A 20,648-nucleotide genomic window follows, 5' to 3' on the forward strand; every position below is an offset into this window, starting at 1 on the left:
ATGCCCTTTAACTATACCATGAGAAGCTAAAAGCTTAGCATTGCCAAATCTTTCATAGTCTCTGTAGCTTTTTAGCTCTACGTGTTTTGGTACGTATAACAAGGATATTATTTCTACTATAAGGTAAAGCCTTTTCTTATTTATTCTTAGGTCTTCTAATTTATGAAATCATTCTATGAAAGAGTTTCTTGGTTGTAGTATTAGAATTTATTTATCTTGATATGATTAAGGCAAACAATATCATATGTGATAACACCATAGCTCTTAAATTAGTTTGTTTTAAATCTAGAAAATTAATTTTAATAAGGTTTATTAAAATAACTTTTTAAATTATGTATTATTTATTTATAAATAAATTAAAAATTTTACAAAAGTTGTTTGTGATTAGTCGTATATTTATTTTACTTATTTTCTGCTTTCTAGATTCATGTAAGCCGTATCAGACTATAGAAAATTATAAGTATGATAACAATCTTATTCTAACCGGGGTTGTTAGCTCTATTCCAGAAAGTAGCGAAAAAGAGTTAGAATTTACCTTTCATTCATATAATTATGGTAAGCTTCTTTTAAAAGCCAGCAGGGAGTATGTTCATTATTTAATTCCAGCTAATGAATTACAGTTACAGGTAAAATTATATAAACCTCATGAGTATAGTAACGTTAACTCTTTTAATTATGCTCAGTATTTGGAGCGTAATAATATAGTTGCTTTAGGCAAATTGGTGCCAAATTCTGAGATAAAATTCCAAGGTACAGCTATTAGCTATTTGCCTGAACGATTAAGATACTATTTATATAATTACTTACAAATTGATTTACAAAACTATAAAACAAGAGAGTTGATATTAGCCTTATTGATAGGCAAAAAAGATTTTAACCAAGAGCAACAAAATTTATTTTTAGAATCTGGGACCTCACACTTAATGGTTATATCTGGCTTACATATAGGTTTATTAAGCTTTATAGCTTTTGTTATAGTTAGAGTTTTCTGGTCTTTTTCACCGACTTTATGTCGTAAGATTCCAGCACAATATGTAGCTGTATCCTTTTCATTAATTATAGCTTTTATTTATAGTTTGCTTGCTGGTTTTAGTCTACCGACTCAAAGGGCTGTGATTATGCTTTCTGTAGTAGCAATCTTATGGTTTTTTAAAAAAAGAGTTTCTATAACTAGATCACTTAGTATAGCTCTAGCATTGATATTAATATTGGATTTTAATTCTATCCATAGTGCGAGTTTATGGCTAAGTTTTTCAGCAGTAGCATTTCTTATTTTTCTTACTATTATTTTGCAGCAATATAAATCAAGGGTTTGGATAAGTTTGCTAAGTCAGAGTTATTTAGCCATTTTACTTATCCCTGTATCAGTATATTTTTTTGGCAGTTTTTCGTTAGTTTCGATTATAGCAAATATAGTTGCTATTCCATTAGTTAGCTTGTTAATCGTACCGTTATTATTTTTATGCTTGTTTTTATCAGTTATCGACATTAAATTATGGATCATTCCTAGCTTTTTATTAGAGATTCTCAACACATATTTGGAATTTTTAACTCATCATGTTCAGCTAGTAGATTACCTAGGATATTTTTCTGTTATTAGCTTAACTATAGTCATGATTGGTTTGATTTTAGTTTTTTTACCTATAGGAAAGCCATTACGTTTGTTAGGATTTTCTTTATGTTTAGTGTTCTTTCAACCTTTTGAAAATATAGCAAAAAAACATCAAAGCATTCAGATACACATATTTGATACAAGAGAAGCTATGGTTTTGTTACAAGAGCATGGTATAAGTTTACTTTATACGTCAAATAAGAACTTATCTAATAACTTTTCTCTACAAACTAATTTATTAAAATATTTAGAATTACAAGGAATAGATCATTTGGACTATTTAATAATCTCAGGAGATTCTAGTCATACTATAGACCTTTTTAACCTAAAAAAACAAGTACCAGTAAATAAAATCATTACTAACATCGTTACAGATTTGCCTGCTCAAAAATGTGAATATCAAAATAATTTTTTACTACAGCAAGTAAACGTTAAGCTTTTAGGAGAGGGTAGTAGTTGTTCTATTAGTTTTAAAGTTGGTAAAAATGAATTTTTAATACTAGATGATACTTCTATTAGCGTTCAACAAATGATTTATAAGTTATACAATCGTGTTATCAGTCCAAGTACTATTATTTCAACAAAGATTCCTTATTCTAAGTTTATTACTAGATTTAAACCAGAATTATTTATCCATATTTCAGATAAAAGCTTAGCTAGAGATAATATTAGTTTATTTAGGGGTAATAAAACTAAAATTATAGACACTTATAATAATGGAGCAGTAACAGTCAATATTGATAAGCAAGAGAATATTTTTATAGGGAGTTTATTGAAAAATTATTAAACTGTTTTAACAAAAAGCAAAAACCCAACAAAACGATAATCCTTGTATGATACACTCTAGGTAATAAGAAGACGTGGAACTAAGAATGTTCACAAAAAGATTAACATTCACATATTTCATTTGTATCATTTTGGTTTTTAACGCTGGTTGGATAGATAGTGTAGTCTTATATAAATCCTTTGGTGCCAGTGTGGCAGCAATGACAGGTAACTATAGAATTTTAGGTCATAATATAGCAGATTACGATTGGCATTTTGCCTATGAAGTAACTGCTCTAGTATTTGGCTTTATTATAGGGGCCGCTATAAATGGTATTATTATAAGTACAGACCCTTACGTTATCTCAAAAAACCATACAAAATCTTTGGTTTTACAGAGTTTTGTTATGTTAACTGGAACTATTCTTATAGATGTTTTTACTCATCATCAAGTTATAGATGATCTTTTTCTTGCTATGGCTATGGGTATGCAAAATAGTTTTACAACCTTATTTTTTGGTAGTTTCGCACGTACGACTCATATGACTGGCACCACAACTGATTTAGGTATAGAAATTGGCAGAGCTTTAAAAGGATCAAGAAAGGACCTCTGGAAAATTCCTTTCTTTTTAGTCTGTGTATTAGTTTTTATTGCAGGGAACGCGGCTGGGGTTTTCTGGGTTAGGATTTTCGGAGAATATTTTACACTTATGCTTTTTCCTTCTGTATTATTACCGATTTTTGTAGGAGCTATTATCCTTTGGGCATATAGTATGAAGGTAAAGCAACATAACTCACAAATTACAGAATACAGAAGTTAATTAAATAACCATCCACCCAAAGCCAGGTTTTTTTTTAATCTTTATCTTTTACACAAGGAACTAGATTCATTTGTTTTAACTTTTCCCAAGATTCATTAGGACAATCTTTACTTTGTTGCTCTGGCATACAGTAGCCCTCCCAACCTCTATACTTTTGAGTTTTTAGGCATTTTTTAAAGTTTTTAACGTTTAAGTAAGCAGGTGTCCATGTAGCTGGATTTGAGCCAACTAGGTGACTACTTTGTGTAGGCTGAGTAGCTTTTAGTATTTTGGTTCCATTGACACTTTCAGAAGTTGGCAGATAGTCCTTAGATATTTGTTTTGTAGCAGTAACACTTGAATCTGACACTACGTTAATATTTGGCTGATTAATTGATGTATCTGCAAAGCTAAGAGTCGTGATAGTGATAGAAGCTAGACTCAAAAAAAATGTTTTTTTCATACATTAAATATTAGTATTTTGTTATTAGTTATATAATATTTACTTTTTTATTAGTATTCAAGCGGTAGTTATTTACCTAAATGTCACATGCATAGCCAAAGCGTTAAGAGAAGTTATAAACTTGAGCAAATTTCTTTTCTAAATATTTTCTAAATACGGTGCAAACTTATTAAAACTATTTTCATTTAAATCCCAATGCATCAAAGGTATTGCATGATTATGCTTTTGTTTAATCAATAATGTGTTCTTGAGAGTCTGAAGCTGGTTTTGAATTTTTTTCATTTTTTATTTTAGCCTGTTGTTTTCTTTCAATAGATATAGTCCTTCTTAATAAAGTATCATATATAGGTTTTTGGTGGTGTATGTAGGTTAGCATAGAGGCACTAAAACAAGTAATCATAAGTGGAAGTAAAAGCTGATAGTTCCAAGTCATTTCTATCACTAACACTATTCCTGTTAGTGGGGCTCCTACTGTTGCAGTAAATAGAGCGCTCATTCCTGCAACGGCAAAAACACCAGCATCTATATTATATTGTGGAAAAAAGGTGTTTACACTCATTCCATAAGCAAGTCCAAATATAGTTCCTAGAGCGATCATAGGTGCAAAAATTCCACCAGTAACTCCCGTACTATAAGAAAAAATTACTCCAATAAATCTTAGAGCAAATAATAACAATAATATTTTAACTGGCAAGTTGTAATCTAGAGCATCTGCAATAACTATATATCCACCACCAACAGCATTTGGTGAAATTACAACACCGGCACCGAAAATTACACAGACACAAATTACCAAAATCCAATACCTTTTACGAGGACCCCCAGAAAAAAAATCAGCTACTTTTATGAGGATTTTATTAAATAATAACCCAAAGTAGCCAAAAAATATCCCTAAGATCATAAATAACCAAAGGGTATCTTGGGGAACACTAGAAAAAGTCTCAATTCTAATAGCTGGTGGGTTACCTACGATAGATCTAGAAACAATAATGCTTGTGATACATGCTATTAGTACACATTTTATGGCAGATACACTAAACCTAAATTTTCTATTCATCTCTTCGATTACAAAGATTATTCCAGATAACGGAGTATTAAAAGCAGCAGCTAAGCCAGCACCAGCACCAGCAGATACTACAGCATTGGCATATTTTTGGGTTAGTTTAAATTTATCTACAAAAACCTGGGCAATAGACGCAGCAATATGTATAGAGGGTCCTTCTTTACCGACACTTAAACCTGATCCCAAAGATAATAAGCCACTAAGGAATTTCACTGGAGCAACTCTTTTTCTGAGTTTACGACAACCTTTTAACGCTCCTTCAACTTCTTGTATACCACTACCTCCCGCTTCAGTAGCGAATTTTCTAATCAAGTATAAAGATAATGTTACCATGGCTGTGGTGATTACTATTGAAACGGCAATTTGTAAATAGATATTATTAGCGCCGCAAAGTCCAAATAGCATTTTTTTGAAATTAGCTATAAGGCCAAGTAGTAGCTCAAAAGATGTTGCAACTAGCCCAATTATGATTCCCAAGAGTCCACCAGACAACACTAACACCCAAATATGTCTGTTATTTGTATAATATCTATCTAGTACTTTATTGCTCATAAGCTCTAAAACTAACTAGGTTGCATTTATCACAAATTATACATTTAAAAAAATATTTAAAAAGTAAAAATTTAAATTAATAGAGATTAATTTTTTAAGTTATATTTTTTGTGATCTGGTTTGCTAAGTCAGCAGATTTTTGTTTATCTCCCAGCATACCGAAGCGTATTTTAACTTCCGTGCTACGCTTATCAATGTCTTTTAGAGTTACGGAAATTTCTTCAGAACTATCTTTGCCACTGATAGAAGCAGTAGTTTGTGAATACGATTGGCCATTTAAAGAGTATAGGTTGTTTGTTTGGAAGGTCTTAATGGTTGCATTATATACAGAGCGGACGTCTTTGGGTATTTCAATTACATAATTGCCATTTATGTAGTATACGGTACCACCTGCTACCGCAGCAGAACCAACTAATATTGCTGCTAGTACACAGCTGTTAAGAGCAGTTGCTATTATAAAACCAAGTACTATTGGTTTAAATTTTTTTAACATTGTATATATACACCAACATTAGTAAGGATATTAAGCTTTAGATTTATTTACGTTAGCTTGGATTTGATCCATTAATGTAGAAGACATTGCCTGATCACCAAAAGTACCAAACTTAATAGTTACTTTAGACACATTATTATTTAATTTTTCAATTTTAATGTAAAAGTTAGTACTCTCTATTTTAGTGGCGCCATCAATCTCGGCAGTGTCATTATCTAGGTTCAAATCTTTAGAGACAAGTACAAAATCATTATTATCATTTATAGCTTTTAGAGCTGATTGGTAGACATCTTTATAATAACCCTCAATATTCATAGAATATTTCCCTTCTACATATGCAACTGTGCCTCCTCCGACTGTTACAGACGCTAATATACAACTACTTAATACTAGTGTAAATATACATATAAAGAGAGTAGAAAAACTTTTTTTGAGATGTGCCATCAATATGCCCTTACTTTTGTTTTAGTTATTGGACATTCTTTTGGATTTGGTCCATTAATGTTGCAGATGCTGTACGATCACCAAAAGCACCAAATTTAATGGTTACTCGAGAAGCATTATCTGTTAGTTTCTCTATACTAATATAGAAGTCGGTATTATTAACTTTGGTAGAGCCTTCTATATTTGCCTTAGTAGGAGTTATCTCTTTTTTTGTTAATACAAAGTCATCATTACTTTGTACAGCTTGTATAGCTGCATTGTAGATGGATTTAAGGTTACCTTCCATATTCATGGAGTATTTACCTTCAGCGTATGCTACAGCAACACCACCTCCAGCAGCTCCTACCAATAGCCAGCAACTATTTAGTAATAATGTTAGCGTTAATAGAGCAGGAGCTATTATCATTTTTTTTAGTTTCATGTCTTACCTTCTATCATGCTGTTAATAGCAATAATGATGATATAACGAGTTTTAAATTTAGTCAAATATGTTTTGTTTTGAGAAACTAGTTAAAATCATAATTTAATGATCACTATATTTTTTTAGGCTTACTTTAAGTTAATGGAAATTGATCAAAAAAGTGCATGTTGAAAAATTTATTTGTCTAGCTAAAAACATATTTTGATTATATTATAGTCATGAAATTTTTAGACTATTTACTTTACGGGGTTATAAATTAATATGAAAGAAAATAAGATGGGGCTTATAGGTTTAACGGCCATAGGGGTTGGAACCATGATTGGCTCAGGTTGGTTATTTAGTTCTTTTTACGCTGCTAAGATCGCAGGTCCAGCTGCTTATATTGCTTGGCTAATTACAGCGCTTATAATTTTAGTGTTAGGTTTGAGTCTTGCGGAAATTTCTTTCAACTATCCTAAACGAGGATTGATGGCTAGACTTTTAGTCATTAGTCACAACAAAGATTTTGCTTTTATTTGTACTATAGCAACTTGGCTAGGGTTAACTGCTGTTATAGCTACAGAGGCTGAGGGTAGCATTCAGTATCTAGCTTCACTTTCAGATACAGCATCTACTTATTTGTTTAATCCAGGGCACGGATCCTTGACCCCTATCGGCCTTGGTCTGGCAACTATGATTATATTACTGTTTGGGGTAGTTAATTTTTGGGGGGTTAAAGTACTTTCAAGTAGTAACGTTATTTTAACTACTGTAAAAATATTGATACCGTTTATAACGGCTTTATCAATTATAATAGTTAGTTTCAACAGTAGTAACTTTACGGCTGTAAGTAGTGATTATGCTCCTTATGATGTAACATCAATATTTTCTGCCATGATTGGTGCGGGGATGGTTTATTCTTTTAACGGTTTTCAGAATATAACATCTTTCTGTTCAGAGGCAAAAAACCCTAAAAGAGATATCGTTCTAGCAACGGTATTTTCAGTACTAATTACTCTAGGTGTATATTTGATGTTGCAAACAGCTTTTATCGGAGCTCTTTCAGCTGATGAGTTACATAAGGGGTGGGCAAATTTAGATTTTACTAGTCCATTTGTACAGTTGACTATGATGCTAAACCTAAATTTAATAACAATAGTGTTGTATGCTGATGCGGTTATTTCACCTGCTGGGACAGGCATGATTTATACTGGCTCAACGACTAGACTATTAACAGCTATGTCCCAAGAGCGCCAAGCACCTAAGTTTTTTAATAAAATGACAAAATATAACTTTAGTAGACGTTCTCTTTATGCCACTGTTAGTTTAGCTGTACTTTTTTTACTACTATTTAGGTCATGGTCATCGTTAGTTTCATTTTTATCGTTATTTTATGTCATCTCATATATGTCGATACCAGTATGTTTAGGGAAGCTAAGAGCTAATGGTATTAGAGGTAGATTTGCTATACCTCTTGCAAAAATCATTTTGCCAGCTATGTTTGTATTTTTATCAATACTATTTACATTTTCAAAATTTCCTAACACGGGTTATGTTGTTGTGTTTGTGTTATCTTTATATATCTTGTATGTAATCAAGCAGGCATCTTTTGATCAAGGTCTTTTTAAGGTTGTCAAAAAATCATTACCTTTAATACTACATATAATTGTCTTAGCTATATTATCTAGCTTATCCCCAAGCTATTATGGAGGGTTTGACATTTTAAATACATCAATATTCTATTTGTTAATAATCATATGGTCATTGTGGGTGTACTTTCATGCTGTATATGTATACCGTAGTGTTCCAGAAAGTATCATTGAATAGCTCCTTATAGCTAGCGATACTAAAAAGTAGTACGTCATCAACTATGTTGCTAATTTCTTTATAAGACCTTCAAATCTCTTTTTAGATCTCTAATTTTAGCATTAGCAATGACTATAATTTTTCTCATAACAGCTACAAGTGCTACCATCTTCTTTTTACCCCTTTCAACAAGATCTCTATAAAATATTCCAAGCTTACCATTACTTCTAGCAGCAGTTAATGCTGACATAAATAATATAGGTTTTAAATCAGCTCTACCACCATAAGTCTTTCTATAATCATAATCTCTTGTTTATAGAATCCTATCATTCTTTGGTGAGAGTCTTTTGTACATTTTTGGTCTGGTGCTTGATATCTATTTTTTCAGCTACTAACTGTTTTTAATATCTTGTTTTCTAAGAATATATTTTATAAGCTTCTGCATTTTATCATCATTAGGTTGATAACATTCTAGATCACGGTGTCTTTCATACCCATATTTAGCTAGTCCAATAGCATCAATATTATCTGATTTACCTAATTGACCTGTAGAACGAATAAAATGTTTAACTACTCTAGTATTAGCTCTGTGAACAACTATATTCTTAGCTATTAAATACTCAAGTAAAGCTTTTTCATAGCCTCCAGTAGTTTCAAGAACTACAAAAGAATTATCCTTGAGTATAGGATGATCTGATAAAAGCTCATCAAAACCAGTTAAGTTATTAAGATATTTAAAAGTCTTTTTCTTAGCATGAATTGCTACTACAAAATCATTCTTTGATATATCAATACCGATAAAATTATGATACATTTCAAGTATCTCCTTAGTATGTTTATAAATGTTTGCGATTGTAAACGGTCGTTAAAACCAAGCAACTATCCAAACGTATTAAGGAGATAACCCAAGTACCTTGATGACGACGATTGTTTAAATCTATTCCGGGACGGTCGCTTGGATTATAATCAAAACTATTAAACAGCTCTGATTTAACTCCTTAGTAAACATTATACTAAGAATTTAACTTACAATTCCGGACTTGATCCGGAATCTTTTCGCCTTGCCCATATTTAGGAGATCCGTAAAACGGGCCTGTGCTGAACTCGATTCAGTACTCATGATATCAGGAGAGATTTTATTTGTAATGCTTTTATAATAGTTTAGTTATATAACCTACTAGGCATAAAAGTAGTACTAACTGAAAGGGACTGTTGCAAACTAAAATTATATGTTTCTAACTGTGTTAAAAACATTCTCAAAATGCTCATTTACTACATGTAAACTGCGCTTTTTCGAATATTTTTGCCTTGTTACCACCCATCTAATTCCAGCTTTCAACAGCCCCTGAAATAGCTTAAGACCAAGCTATTTCAGTAGATTCCGTGGTCAAGCCTGACGGAATTGTAAGTTAAATTCTTAGTATAATGTTTACTAAGGAGTTAAATCAGAGCTGTTTAATAGTTTTGATTATAATCCAAGCGACGAAAGGTTTATTCTGCCTCCAAAAACCACTTTACCCTAGTTATAATTTAAATTTATATGTCAATCAAATACACGTAACTATTTAATATTTGTTAAAACAATTGTTGATAATAAATTTTATTAATATATATTATTTAAATAAATACATGGTTTAACTATAATAATAAGGGCAACGTCATGAATAAAAAATTAATATGTGTGATGGTTTTGTTAACATCAGCTTCATTATTAAGTAGTTGTGGTACACAAGAAGAGCTAAGTGAGTATCAGATAGTTACAAGTTGTAATGATCTAACATGTAGTATAGCTTTAGACCAAGTTGATTTACTTAGATATACAACAGTCCTAGGTAAAGATATTGATCAAGTATTAAAAGCAGAGCCAGTAGGGGATACTGAAGGCACACAGTTTGATATCACATGGAGTATATCAGGAGGAAGTTATGCTACAGGAGCGGACATGACAGCTGCTGGCTTTACAGAATGTGAATCTGGAAACTGTACAGCTACAGATAACCCAACTGGTTATGTGTTTGGTTCAGCTGGGGCTAAACAAATAAGTGTATCAGGTACTATAACTAAAGAGGATGGCTCCACGATAACAATTAATGAGAGTAAATCTGTTGATGTGGAGGAGCCAGTTATGGTAAGTAGTCACACATTCACAATGCCAGACGAAGGTCAAACAGAAAATGGTGTTGAAAGGCCAGTAGGTCTTACAGCGCAAACTATAGTGAATGCTCTTAATCAAAATAAAGCAATCGCTAATGCCGAATTTTCAACCACAAATAATAATGAATGGACAATTACCTGTGATGCAGGATATGGATGGAAGCCAGAACAAGATCCAGCTTGGGGAGAGATATCATATGGTATAGACAGAGGTGTCGCATTCGTGGATTACAATTCTAGTGGATCTGAAATCAGAAAAGGGAGCGGTGATGGTGATGATGTCAAAAATGGATACGAGAATGGGGGTGAAATTCAATTTACTGCCGGCTGCTGGCCAGTCTCTTAGTCGGTATAAGTATTATTGTTTAGATTTCTAATTATAGATTTATAATAATTACCGGACCCAGCTAGTTTTTTTATAAACTTTTTAATCATCAGTAATTCTAGGATATTTAAAACCTGATTTGCAATTATCGCGAAGACGGCAACCTTCCAGTTTTTATCCAGTGTGTAAGAGACCTCCGTGTCAAGCACGAACGTTATAAATATTCATAAAAAAGTAAAAACATTAAAAAACTTCAAAAACTTCAAAAATTTCATAAAAAGCTCTTGCGTTGAGAGAGGGAGGTGTGTATTATATGTCTTCACTGGCTGACGGGTGATGTTAGCGGTAGAGAGGGGCTTGATGCCTGGAGATATTTAAGAGATATATTAAATACAAACACTTTGTTGAAGAATTTGAGTTTAGTGATTGAGTCAGAGAATTAGATTAAACTGAAGAGTTTGATCCTGGCTCAGATTGAACGCTGGTGGTATGCTTAACACATGCAAGTCGAACGGTAGCAGGTCTTCGGATGCTGACGAGTGGCGGACGGGTGAGTAACGCGTAGGAATTTACCCATTTGAGGGGGATACCAGTTGGAAACGACTGTTAATACCGCATAATATCTGAGGATTAAAGGTGGCAACTTGTTGCTGCCGCGAATGGATGAGCCTGCGTTGGATTAGCTAGTTGGTAGGGTAAGGGCCTACCAAGGCGACGATCCATAGCTGATTTGAGAGGATGATCAGCCACATTGGGACTGAGACACGGCCCAAACTCCTACGGGAGGCAGCAGTGGGGAATATTGGACAATGGAGGAAACTCTGATCCAGCAATACCATGTGTGTGAAGAAGGCCTTAGGGTTGTAAAGCACTTTAGTTAGGGAGGAAGGTCTATTAGTTAATAGCTAATGGAATTGACGTTACCTAAAGAATAAGCACCGGCTAACTCCGTGCCAGCAGCCGCGGTAATACGGGGGGTGCAAGCGTTAATCGGAATTACTGGGCGTAAAGGGTCTGTAGGTGGTTTGATAAGTCAGATGTGAAAGCCCAGGGCTCAACCTTGGAACTGCATTTGATACTGTCAAACTAGAGTATGGTAGAGGAATGGGGAATTTCTGGTGTAGCGGTGAAATGCGTAGAGATCAGAAGGAACACCGATGGCGAAGGCAACATTCTGGACTAATACTGACACTGAGGGACGAAAGCGTGGGGATCAAACAGGATTAGATACCCTGGTAGTCCACGCTGTAAACGATGAGTACTAGCTGTTGGGTTCGGTGTAAAGGGCCTAGTGGCGTAGCTAACGCGATAAGTACTCCGCCTGGGGACTACGGCCGCAAGGCTAAAACTCAAAGGAATTGACGGGGACCCGCACAAGCGGTGGAGCATGTGGTTTAATTCGATGCAACGCGAAGAACCTTACCTGGTCTTGACATCCACAGAACTTTTCAGAGATGAATTGGTGCCTTCGGGAACTGTGTGACAGGTGCTGCACGGCTGTCGTCAGCTCGTGTTGTGAAATGTTGGGTTAAGTCCCGCAACGAGCGCAACCCCTATTGATAGTTACCATCATTAAGTTGGGTACTCTATTGAGACTGCCGCTGACAAGGCGGAGGAAGGTGGGGACGACGTCAAGTCATCATGGCCCTTACGACCAGGGCTACACACGTGCTACAATGGGTATTACAGAGGGCTGCCAAACCGCGAGGTGGAGCGAAACTCAGAAAGGTACTCTTAGTCCGGATTGTTCTCTGCAACTCGAGAGCATGAAGTCGGAATCGCTAGTAATCGCGAATCAGAATGTCGCGGTGAATACGTTCCCGGGTCTTGTACACACCGCCCGTCACACCATGGGAGTGGGTTGCTCCAGAAGTAGATAGCTTAACGGATGGGCGTTTACCACGGAGTGATTCATGACTAGGGTGAAGTCGTAACAAGGTAGCCGTAGGGGAACCTGCGGCTGGATCACCTCCTTAAAGGAAATACGAAAAGAATAATAAGAATAGAGCTTAATTGCTAATTCAGATGAATTGATAGAGTGTTTGTAGCTAATATATTTTAGTGTAAATAAGATACGGGTCTGTAGCTCAGTTGGTTAGAGCGCACCCCTGATAAGGGTGAGGTCGGTAGTTCAAGTCTACTCAGACCCACCATTTTTTTTGGGGCCATAGCTCAGCTGGGAGAGCACCTGCTTTGCACGCAGGGGGTCAGCGGTTCGATCCCGCTTGGCTCCACCAATATTTTATTTGCATGAATATAGAGATATTTAACAATTTAGTATAGAAATAGACTTAAGAGAATAAGTGCAAGCGGTGGATGCCTTGGCATTCAGAGGCGAAGAAGGACGTGTTAGTCTGCGATAAGTCTGGGGTAGCTGACAAATAAGCGTTGATCCCGGAATTTCCGAATGGGGGAACCCGGCTGGAGCAGTCCAGTCACTTTATCTGATATAAGATAGAGAGCGAACGAGGGGAACTGAAACATCTAAGTACCCTTAGGAAGAGAAATCAATTGAGATTCCCATAGTAGTGGCGAGCGAAGTGGGAAGAGCCTGGTATGATATAATTTTAATTATAGTAGAACAAGTTGGGAAGCTTGACGATAGAGGGTGATAGTCCCGTATACGAAATGATTAAGATGGAACTAAGCATACGAACAAGTAGGACGGGGCACGAGAAACCTTGTTTGAACATGGGGGGACCATCCTCCAAGGCTAAATACTCCTGAATGACCGATAGTGAACTAGTACCGTGAGGGAAAGGTGAAAAGAACCCTAATAAAGGGAGTGAAATAGAATCTGAAACCGCTTGCATACAAGCAGTAGGAGCATGATTTAGTCATGTGACTGCGTACCTTTTGTATAATGGGTCAGCGAGTTACTTTTAGTGGCGAGGATAACTGAATAAGGGATCCGTAGCGAAAGCGAGTTTTAATAGGGCGACTAGTCGCTAGGAGTAGACCCGAAACCGGCGCGATCTATCCATGGCCAGGTTGAAGGTTAGGTAATACTAACTGGAGGACCGAACCCGGTACTGTTGCAAAAGTATGGGATGAGCTGTGGATCGGAGTGAAAGGCTAATCAAGCACGGAGATAGCTGGTTCTCCCCGAAAACTATTTAGGTAGTGCCTCGTGAATTGACTGATTGGGGTAAAGCACTGTTTCGACTAGGGGGCTTTTACGAGCTTACCGACTCGATGCAAACTCAGAATACGATCAAGTTTTATCACGGGAGACACACGGCGGGTGCTAAGGTCCGTCGTGGAAAGGGAAACAGCCCAGACCGCCAACTAAGGTCCCTAAGTCATAGCTAAGTGGGAAACGAAGTGGGAAGGCCCAGACAGCCAGGAGGTTGGCTTAGAAGCAGCCATCCTTTAAAGAAAGCGTAATAGCTCACTGGTCGAGTCGGCCTGCACGTAAGATTTAACGGGGCTAAGCTATGCACCGAAGTTGCGGAATATATTTAATATATTGGTAGGGGAGCGTTCTGTAAGCCGATGAAGGTGAATTGAGAAGTTTGCTGGAGGTATCAGAAGTGCGAATGCTGACATGAGTAACGTAAAATAAGTGAGATTCTTATTGGCCGAAAACCCAAGGATTCCTACGCAATGTTAATCAACGTAGGGTAAGCCGGCCCCTAAGGCGTAGCTGAAGAGTGAAGTCGATGGGAAACAGGTTAATATTCCTGTGCTGCTTATATGAACGAAGGAGGGACGGAGAAGGCTAGGTAGGCTTGGCGCATGGTTGTCCAAGTGAAAGTAAGTAGGTAGAGTTATTAGGCAAATCCGGTAACTTGATAATCTGAGATACGAGACGAAGCCAAATTTATTTGGCGAAGCTACTGATGCCCTGCTTCCAGGAAAAGCTTCTAAGTATATTGTATAAGTAACCGTACTGTAAACCGACACTGGTGGGTAGGTAGAGAATACTAAGGCTATGAGAGAACTCTGGTGAAGGAACTAGGCAAAATGACACCGTAACTTTGGAAGAAGGTGTGCCCTTAATGGTGAAGTACTTGCTACGTAAGCTGTTGAGGGTTGCAAATACCAGGTGGCTGCGACTGTTTATCAAAAACACAGCACTCTGCGAACTCGAGAGAGGAAGTATAGGGTGTGACGCCTGCCCGGTGCTGGAAGGTTAATTGAAGGGGTTAGCTTAGGCGAAGCTCTGGATCGAAGCCCCAGTAAACGGCGGCCGTAACTATAACGGTCCTAAGGTAGCGAAATTCCTTGTCGGGTAAGTTCCGACCTGCACGAATGGCGTAACGATGGCCACACTGTCTCCACCAGAGGCTCAGTGAAATTGAAATCGCTGTGAAGATGCAGCGTACCCGCGGTTAGACGGAAAGACCCCGTGAACCTTTACTATAGCTTTGCACTGGACTTTGATCATTTATGTGTAGGATAGGTGGGAGACTAAGAAGCATGGTCGCTAGATCATGTGGAGTCGACCTTGAAATACCACCCTTGAATTATTGAAGTTCTAACTCAGTTGAAAGACGAGGACAGTGTATGGTGGGTAGTTTGACTGGGGCGGTCTCCTCCTAAAGAGTAACGGAGGAGTACGAAGGTGCACTCGGTATGGTCGGAAATCATACCAAGAGTATAAAGGCAAAAGTGCGCTTGACTGCGAGAGTGACGGCTCGAGCAGGTACGAAAGTAGGTCTTAGTGATCCGGTGGTTCTGTATGGAAAGGCCATCGCTCAACGGATAAAAGGTACTCCGGGGATAACAGGCTGATTCCTCCCAAGAGTTCATATCGACGGAGGAGTTTGGCACCTCGATGTCGGCTCATCACATCCTGGGGCTGAAGCAGGTCCCAAGGGTATGGCTGTTCGCCATTTAAAGTGGTACGCGAGCTGGGTTCAGAACGTCGTGAGACAGTTCGGTCCCTATCTGCCGTGGGCGTTAGAGATTTGAGAAGAGTTGCTCCTAGTACGAGAGGACCGGAGTGAACGAACCACTGGTGTTCCGGTTGTTTCGCCAGAAGCATTGCCGGGTAGCTACGTTCGGACGGGATAACCGCTGAAAGCATCTAAGCGGGAAGCCTCCTTCAAGATTAGATCTCTCAGGTTTAAAACCTGTAAGGAACGTTGGAGACTACGACGTTGATAGGCTGGGTGTGGAAGTGCAGTAATGTATGTAGCTTACCAGTACTAATGATCCGAGAGACTTAAGTCTATTTCTATGCTGAATTGTTAAATATCTTTATAATCCAAAACTCAAGTTTTGGCGATGATAGCTTGTAGGAACCACCTGATCCCTTTCCGAACTCAGAAGTGAAACTACAACACGCCGATGATAGTCTGGCTCTTGCCCAGGTGAAAGTAGGTAGTCGCCATCTTTTTTAATATATAAGACTCAATTTATAGAGCACAAATATAAGGCCTCAGCTAAATAGCTGGGGTTACTTCATTTGTGAATCATAAAAAATAATTTGCTGTAAAAGGTTTGAAATTGAAGTTTAATATTAAAAACCATGATTGACAAATTTGAACTTATAACTCACCTTACGTAAAAGATTGTAAGTTTTAAAAAGATATTTAGAATACTGGACATAGGAAAAAATTCTGTTTTTTAAGAAATGGACAAGGATTTACTAGATATATACACAGACTATCTTATAACTCACCTTACGTAAAAGATTGTAAGTTTTAAAAAGATATTTAGAATACTGGACATAGGAAAAAATTCTGTTTTTTAAGAAATGGACAAGGATTTACTAGATATATACACAGACTATCTTATAAGCCAAACTAAGTATGCTACAGCCACAAAATTATCAGATATATTAGATCAAGAAGTATCACATGACAAAATAACAAGGTTTTTAAACAAGTCAGATTTAACAAGCTTAGAATTTTGGAAATATATAAAGCCTTTAGTTAGAAAACATAACAGCGAATACGATGTTCTTTGTTTGGATGATACAATTAGTGAAAAGCCAAGCACAGATGAAAATGATATAGTCTGTTGGCATCACTCTCATGCTAAAAGTGTTCATGTAAAGGGTATTAATATAGTCTCATGTATGCTTAGTACATCAAACTTATCTATTCCTATAGACTATGAGATAGTGAAAAAGGATGAGCGATATTATGATGAAAAAGATAAGCGGTATAAAAGAAGATCTAAAGTTACTAAAAACCAAATGTTTCAAAACATGATAAATCGAGCAGTTATTAATCATGTTAAGTTTAAATATATTTTGGCAGATAGCTGGTTTTGCTCTAAAGATAATATGAATTTCATACATCATAGATTATCGAAGAAATTTATACTTGGTATGAAGTCAAATAGAGTTGTTGCCTTGAGTGATTATGCTAGAAAGAGTAAGGATTTTATTAAGCTCTCTGAACTTGATATTGCTGATGGAGAATCTTTAAAGATATGGCTTAAAGATATGAATTTCCCTGTGCTTTTAACAAAAAAGATTTTCATAAACGAGAACGGTACAAAAGGAATTTTATATCTTGTAACAAATGATTTAGAAATAGATTCTAATCAGTTATACCATGACTATCAAAAAAGATGGCAAATAGAGGTTTATCATAAATCAATTAAGCAAAATACTTCTTTATCAGCCTCACCAACTAAAGTTGAGAAAACTCAAAGAAATCATATTTTTTGCTCATTAGTAGCTTTTTGTAAACTAGAAATGCTTAAGATAAAAACTTCACTAAACCACTTCGCTCTGAAATATAAGCTATTAGTTAGATCTAACGCTATTGCTCTTAAGGAGTTATATGAAATTAGAAATTCATAACTAAAATGCGTAAGGTGAGTTATAAGCCAAACTAAGTATGCTACAGCCACAAAATTATCAGATATATTAGATCAAGAAGTATCACATGACAAAATAACAAGGTTTTTAAACAAGTCAGATTTAACAAGCTTAGAATTTTGGAAATATATAAAGCCTTTAGTTAGAAAACATAACAGCGAATACGATGTTCTTTGTTTGGATGATACAATTAGTGAAAAGCCAAGCACAGATGAAAATGATATAGTCTGTTGGCATCACTCTCATGCTAAAAGTGTTCATGTAAAGGGTATTAATATAGTCTCATGTATGCTTAGTACATCAAACTTATCTATTCCTATAGACTATGAGATAGTGAAAAAGGATGAGCGATATTATGATGAAAAAGATAAGCGGTATAAAAGAAGATCTAAAGTTACTAAAAACCAAATGTTTCAAAACATGATAAATCGAGCAGTTATTAATCATGTTAAGTTTAAATATATTTTGGCAGATAGCTGGTTTTGCTCTAAAGATAATATGAATTTCATACATCATAGATTATCGAAGAAATTTATACTTGGTATGAAGTCAAATAGAGTTGTTGCCTTGAGTGATTATGCTAGAAAGAGTAAGGATTTTATTAAGCTCTCTGAACTTGATATTGCTGATGGAGAATCTTTAAAGATATGGCTTAAAGATATGAATTTCCCTGTGCTTTTAACAAAAAAGATTTTCATAAACGAGAACGGTACAAAAGGAATTTTATATCTTGTAACAAATGATTTAGAAATAGATTCTAATCAGTTATACCATGACTATCAAAAAAGATGGCAAATAGAGGTTTATCATAAATCAATTAAGCAAAATACTTCTTTATCAGCCTCACCAACTAAAGTTGAGAAAACTCAAAGAAATCATATTTTTTGCTCATTAGTAGCTTTTTGTAAACTAGAAATGCTTAAGATAAAAACTTCACTAAACCACTTCGCTCTGAAATATAAGCTATTAGTTAGATCTAACGCTATTGCTCTTAAGGAGTTATATGAAATTAGAAATTCATAACTAAAATGCGTAAGGTGAGTTATAAGTTATAATTACATTTATTTTTTTATTAAAAATATATATTTTTTATGATAAAAAAGCCTTAAGTTTAGTGGTTTTGACTAGCATCGCTACTGGATGGGTTAATGAAATAGTAGGCACTACCAATATATCTAGTCTTTTGTATTTAAATTCAAATAATAGCTCTTTTTTGTTAGATGCAAATCAAATTGTTGGTTTTGAGAATACAAACGATAGCGAACCAACTCCTATACATATGATTTTAAGTGGGACTGCAGCTGATAGTGTAGATTGTTTGACAACAATTGATAAACAATCTATAACTGGTATAGATACACCTTTAACAAATGGAGAAATATCTTTTATTACCTATTCAGATGGTTCTTTTGACGGTAGCACTTATGGTTCAGAAATTTTATATTTTACAAATAATGGTGGGGTCTGTGATGGGCTTACTTTGAATGCAGAAATAAATTTCTCTGTTAATTCTGAGAACTATACTGGAAATATTTCTTATACTTTTCCATAATAGATCGATATTTTAATAGGGATAATTGATTAAAATAGCTTTATTTGTGTCTTTTGCTTATAATATTTTGATTTAAACTTCGAGCCTTTCCACTTAACTGTGTAAATTCAGTTACATGAATCTCTGGATTCTATCCTCAAACTCAATAGCGAAATAAGGCATAGCCTCATTCCAATATCTGACAGGCATAGACCATTTTTTAGTCAAATAATCTATAGCCAAGTACAAAGATTTGAAAACAGAGTCATCCTTAGGAAACAGCTTTTTATTTTTAATAACTTTCCTAAACTGACTATTAAGCGATTCTATCGCATTAGTAGTATAAATAACTTTACGAATTTTTGGTGGGTATTGCAAGAATACGGTTAAATTATCCCAGTTATTTGTCCATGATTTTGAAATTAAAGGATATTTAGCGTCATACTTATTTGCAAAGTTATCAAGTTCAGATTGAGCTATTTCAATGGTATCAGCATCATATATTTTCTTTAACTCTCTAGCTACCTCTTTTTTGTCTTTATATGGCACATACTTAAGACTATTACGAATTTGATGAACCATACAAAGCTGATGCTTTGTCTCAGGGTATATAGCTTGTATAGCATCAGACATACCTTTTAAATTATCAGTACATGCTATAAATATATCCTGTAAGCCTCTATTCTTTAATTCAGTAAATACTCCTAGCCAATATTTAGCACCTTCATTTTGACTGATCCAAAGACCTAATACATCCTTATGACCAGTTAACGATATGCCAAGAGCCACATACACAGCTTTATTAATAATATGCTTGTCTTCTCTAACTTTAACGACTATACAGTCAAAAAACACTATTGGATAAACTGACTCTAAAGGTCTATTTTGCCATGCTTTAACATCATCAATAATAGCTTCTGTAACATCACTTATAAAGCTTGTACTTATCTTTGTATCATATAACTCAAATAACTGTTGTTGGATATCTGTAGTACTCATACCTTTAGCATACAAAGATATTATTTTTTGGTCTAATCCATTTATCTTTGTTACTCTTTTGGGAACTATTTGAGGCTCAAAGTTACTATCTCTATCTCTAGGAATTGATATATCTATATTACCAGTATCCGTAGATAAACTTTTATTACTATAGCCATTTCTAGCATTTGAAGAGTTACTGCGTTGATGCTTTGAGTAGCCAAGATGACTATTCATTTCTGTATCTAGTGCTTTTTCTAATAATCGTTTTGTTAGTTGCTTTAGCAAACCATCTTTCTCAAACATTTGATTAACATCAACACCTGAATCTATTATTTGATCTGCAATAACTGAGTAAATATCTTCTGACTTCTTATTCTTAGACATCGTTTCTATCCTTAATATTTTGCTAGATATAATCTAGCAGGTTAATTAAGAATTTACACATTTATTTGGAAAGTCCCGAATGAAGCTATGCCTT

15 protein-coding genes, 2 tRNA genes and 3 rRNA genes are annotated in these 20,648 nt (G+C 35.3%); 12 read left to right on the top strand and 8 right to left on the bottom strand.

Annotation, left to right across the window (positions count from 1 at the left end; genetic code table 11):
• Positions 1 to 332 precede the first annotated feature (332 nt).
• Both E4K63_RS00195 and E4K63_RS00200 read left to right on the top strand, forming a co-directional pair.
• Positions 333 to 2,399: a ComEC/Rec2 family competence protein gene (locus E4K63_RS00195; RefSeq protein WP_133942486.1), complete on the top strand. Its 2,067-nt coding sequence runs from the start codon at positions 333 to 335 to the stop codon at positions 2,397 to 2,399.
• Between the two features lie 85 nt (positions 2,400 to 2,484).
• Positions 2,485 to 3,198, top strand: a complete 714-nt coding sequence (locus E4K63_RS00200; RefSeq protein ID WP_133942485.1) for a YoaK family protein — start codon at positions 2,485 to 2,487, stop codon at positions 3,196 to 3,198.
• Positions 3,199 to 3,232: 34 nt separating this feature from the next.
• Here E4K63_RS00200 and E4K63_RS00205 read toward each other — a convergent pair whose 3' ends face one another.
• The 5 genes from E4K63_RS00205 to E4K63_RS00225 all read right to left on the bottom strand — a co-directional run bounded on the left by E4K63_RS00205 (position 3,233) and on the right by E4K63_RS00225 (position 6,613).
• Positions 3,233 to 3,640 carry a hypothetical protein gene (locus E4K63_RS00205; RefSeq protein ID WP_133942484.1) on the bottom strand — a complete coding sequence of 136 codons (408 nt, stop codon included), beginning with the start codon at positions 3,638 to 3,640 and terminating at the stop codon, positions 3,233 to 3,235.
• A gap of 229 nt (positions 3,641 to 3,869) precedes the next feature.
• Positions 3,870 to 5,255, bottom strand: a complete 1,386-nt coding sequence (clcA, locus tag E4K63_RS00210) for a H(+)/Cl(-) exchange transporter ClcA (protein ID WP_133942483.1) — start codon at positions 5,253 to 5,255, stop codon at positions 3,870 to 3,872.
• Positions 5,256 to 5,349: 94 nt separating this feature from the next.
• Positions 5,350 to 5,748 (bottom strand): DUF3568 family protein, encoded by a 399-nt coding sequence (locus E4K63_RS00215; RefSeq protein ID WP_133942482.1) that lies wholly within the window; start codon positions 5,746 to 5,748, stop codon positions 5,350 to 5,352.
• Positions 5,749 to 5,778: 30 nt separating this feature from the next.
• Positions 5,779 to 6,192 carry a DUF3568 domain-containing protein gene (locus tag E4K63_RS00220; RefSeq protein ID WP_133942481.1) on the bottom strand — a complete coding sequence of 138 codons (414 nt, stop codon included), beginning with the start codon at positions 6,190 to 6,192 and terminating at the stop codon, positions 5,779 to 5,781.
• A 25-nt stretch (positions 6,193 to 6,217) separates the two neighbouring features.
• Positions 6,218 to 6,613 (bottom strand): DUF3568 family protein, encoded by a 396-nt coding sequence (locus tag E4K63_RS00225; RefSeq protein WP_133942480.1) that lies wholly within the window; start codon positions 6,611 to 6,613, stop codon positions 6,218 to 6,220.
• Between the two features lie 261 nt (positions 6,614 to 6,874).
• Here E4K63_RS00225 and E4K63_RS00230 point away from each other — a divergent pair, with 261 nt between their 5' ends.
• Positions 6,875 to 8,419, top strand: a complete 1,545-nt coding sequence (locus E4K63_RS00230) for an APC family permease (protein WP_133942479.1) — start codon at positions 6,875 to 6,877, stop codon at positions 8,417 to 8,419.
• A gap of 58 nt (positions 8,420 to 8,477) precedes the next feature.
• On the opposite strand, the gene E4K63_RS08150 is transcribed toward E4K63_RS00230, so the two are convergent.
• Together E4K63_RS08150 and E4K63_RS08155 are read right to left on the bottom strand one after the other, a co-directional pair.
• Positions 8,478 to 8,648 carry a hypothetical protein gene (locus E4K63_RS08150; RefSeq protein ID WP_244947448.1) on the bottom strand — a complete coding sequence of 57 codons (171 nt, stop codon included), beginning with the start codon at positions 8,646 to 8,648 and terminating at the stop codon, positions 8,478 to 8,480.
• A gap of 141 nt (positions 8,649 to 8,789) precedes the next feature.
• Positions 8,790 to 9,212 (bottom strand): IS110 family transposase, encoded by a 423-nt coding sequence (locus E4K63_RS08155; RefSeq protein WP_244947449.1) that lies wholly within the window; start codon positions 9,210 to 9,212, stop codon positions 8,790 to 8,792.
• Between the two features lie 846 nt (positions 9,213 to 10,058).
• Between E4K63_RS08155 and E4K63_RS00240 the strand changes: the two genes are divergently transcribed.
• From E4K63_RS00240 to E4K63_RS00280, 9 genes are all read left to right on the top strand, one after another.
• Complete coding sequence (locus E4K63_RS00240) at positions 10,059 to 10,898, top strand: DUF3281 family protein (RefSeq protein ID WP_133942567.1); 840 nt, start codon at positions 10,059 to 10,061, stop codon at positions 10,896 to 10,898.
• A 425-nt stretch (positions 10,899 to 11,323) separates the two neighbouring features.
• A 16S ribosomal RNA gene (locus E4K63_RS00245) occupies positions 11,324 to 12,853 on the top strand.
• 100 nt (positions 12,854 to 12,953) lie between these two features.
• Positions 12,954 to 13,030, top strand: a tRNA-Ile gene (locus E4K63_RS00250).
• Between the two features lie 8 nt (positions 13,031 to 13,038).
• Positions 13,039 to 13,114, top strand: a tRNA-Ala gene (locus tag E4K63_RS00255).
• A gap of 52 nt (positions 13,115 to 13,166) precedes the next feature.
• A 23S ribosomal RNA gene (locus E4K63_RS00260) occupies positions 13,167 to 16,055 on the top strand.
• Between the two features lie 47 nt (positions 16,056 to 16,102).
• Positions 16,103 to 16,218 (top strand): 5S ribosomal RNA (gene rrf, locus E4K63_RS00265).
• Together the 16S, 23S and 5S rRNA genes with 2 tRNA genes alongside form the textbook arrangement of a ribosomal RNA operon.
• Before the next feature lie 363 nt (positions 16,219 to 16,581).
• Positions 16,582 to 17,640 (top strand): IS701 family transposase, encoded by a 1,059-nt coding sequence (locus tag E4K63_RS00270; protein ID WP_179965674.1) that lies wholly within the window; start codon positions 16,582 to 16,584, stop codon positions 17,638 to 17,640.
• Between the two features lie 21 nt (positions 17,641 to 17,661).
• Positions 17,662 to 18,681 (top strand): IS701 family transposase, encoded by a 1,020-nt coding sequence (locus E4K63_RS00275; RefSeq protein WP_179965705.1) that lies wholly within the window; start codon positions 17,662 to 17,664, stop codon positions 18,679 to 18,681.
• A gap of 97 nt (positions 18,682 to 18,778) precedes the next feature.
• The gene (locus E4K63_RS00280; RefSeq protein ID WP_179965675.1) at positions 18,779 to 19,210 is read left to right on the top strand and encodes a hypothetical protein; all 432 of its coding nucleotides are present in this window, start codon (positions 18,779 to 18,781) and stop codon (positions 19,208 to 19,210) included.
• 111 nt (positions 19,211 to 19,321) lie between these two features.
• Here E4K63_RS00280 and E4K63_RS00285 read toward each other — a convergent pair whose 3' ends face one another.
• Positions 19,322 to 20,554, bottom strand: a complete 1,233-nt coding sequence (locus E4K63_RS00285; protein ID WP_179965676.1) for an IS256 family transposase — start codon at positions 20,552 to 20,554, stop codon at positions 19,322 to 19,324.
• Positions 20,555 to 20,648 lie beyond the last annotated feature (94 nt).

It is taken from the genome of Allofrancisella inopinata (genome assembly GCF_012222965.1).
GTDB classification, from domain to species: Bacteria; Pseudomonadota; Gammaproteobacteria; order Francisellales; family Francisellaceae; genus Francisella; species Francisella inopinata.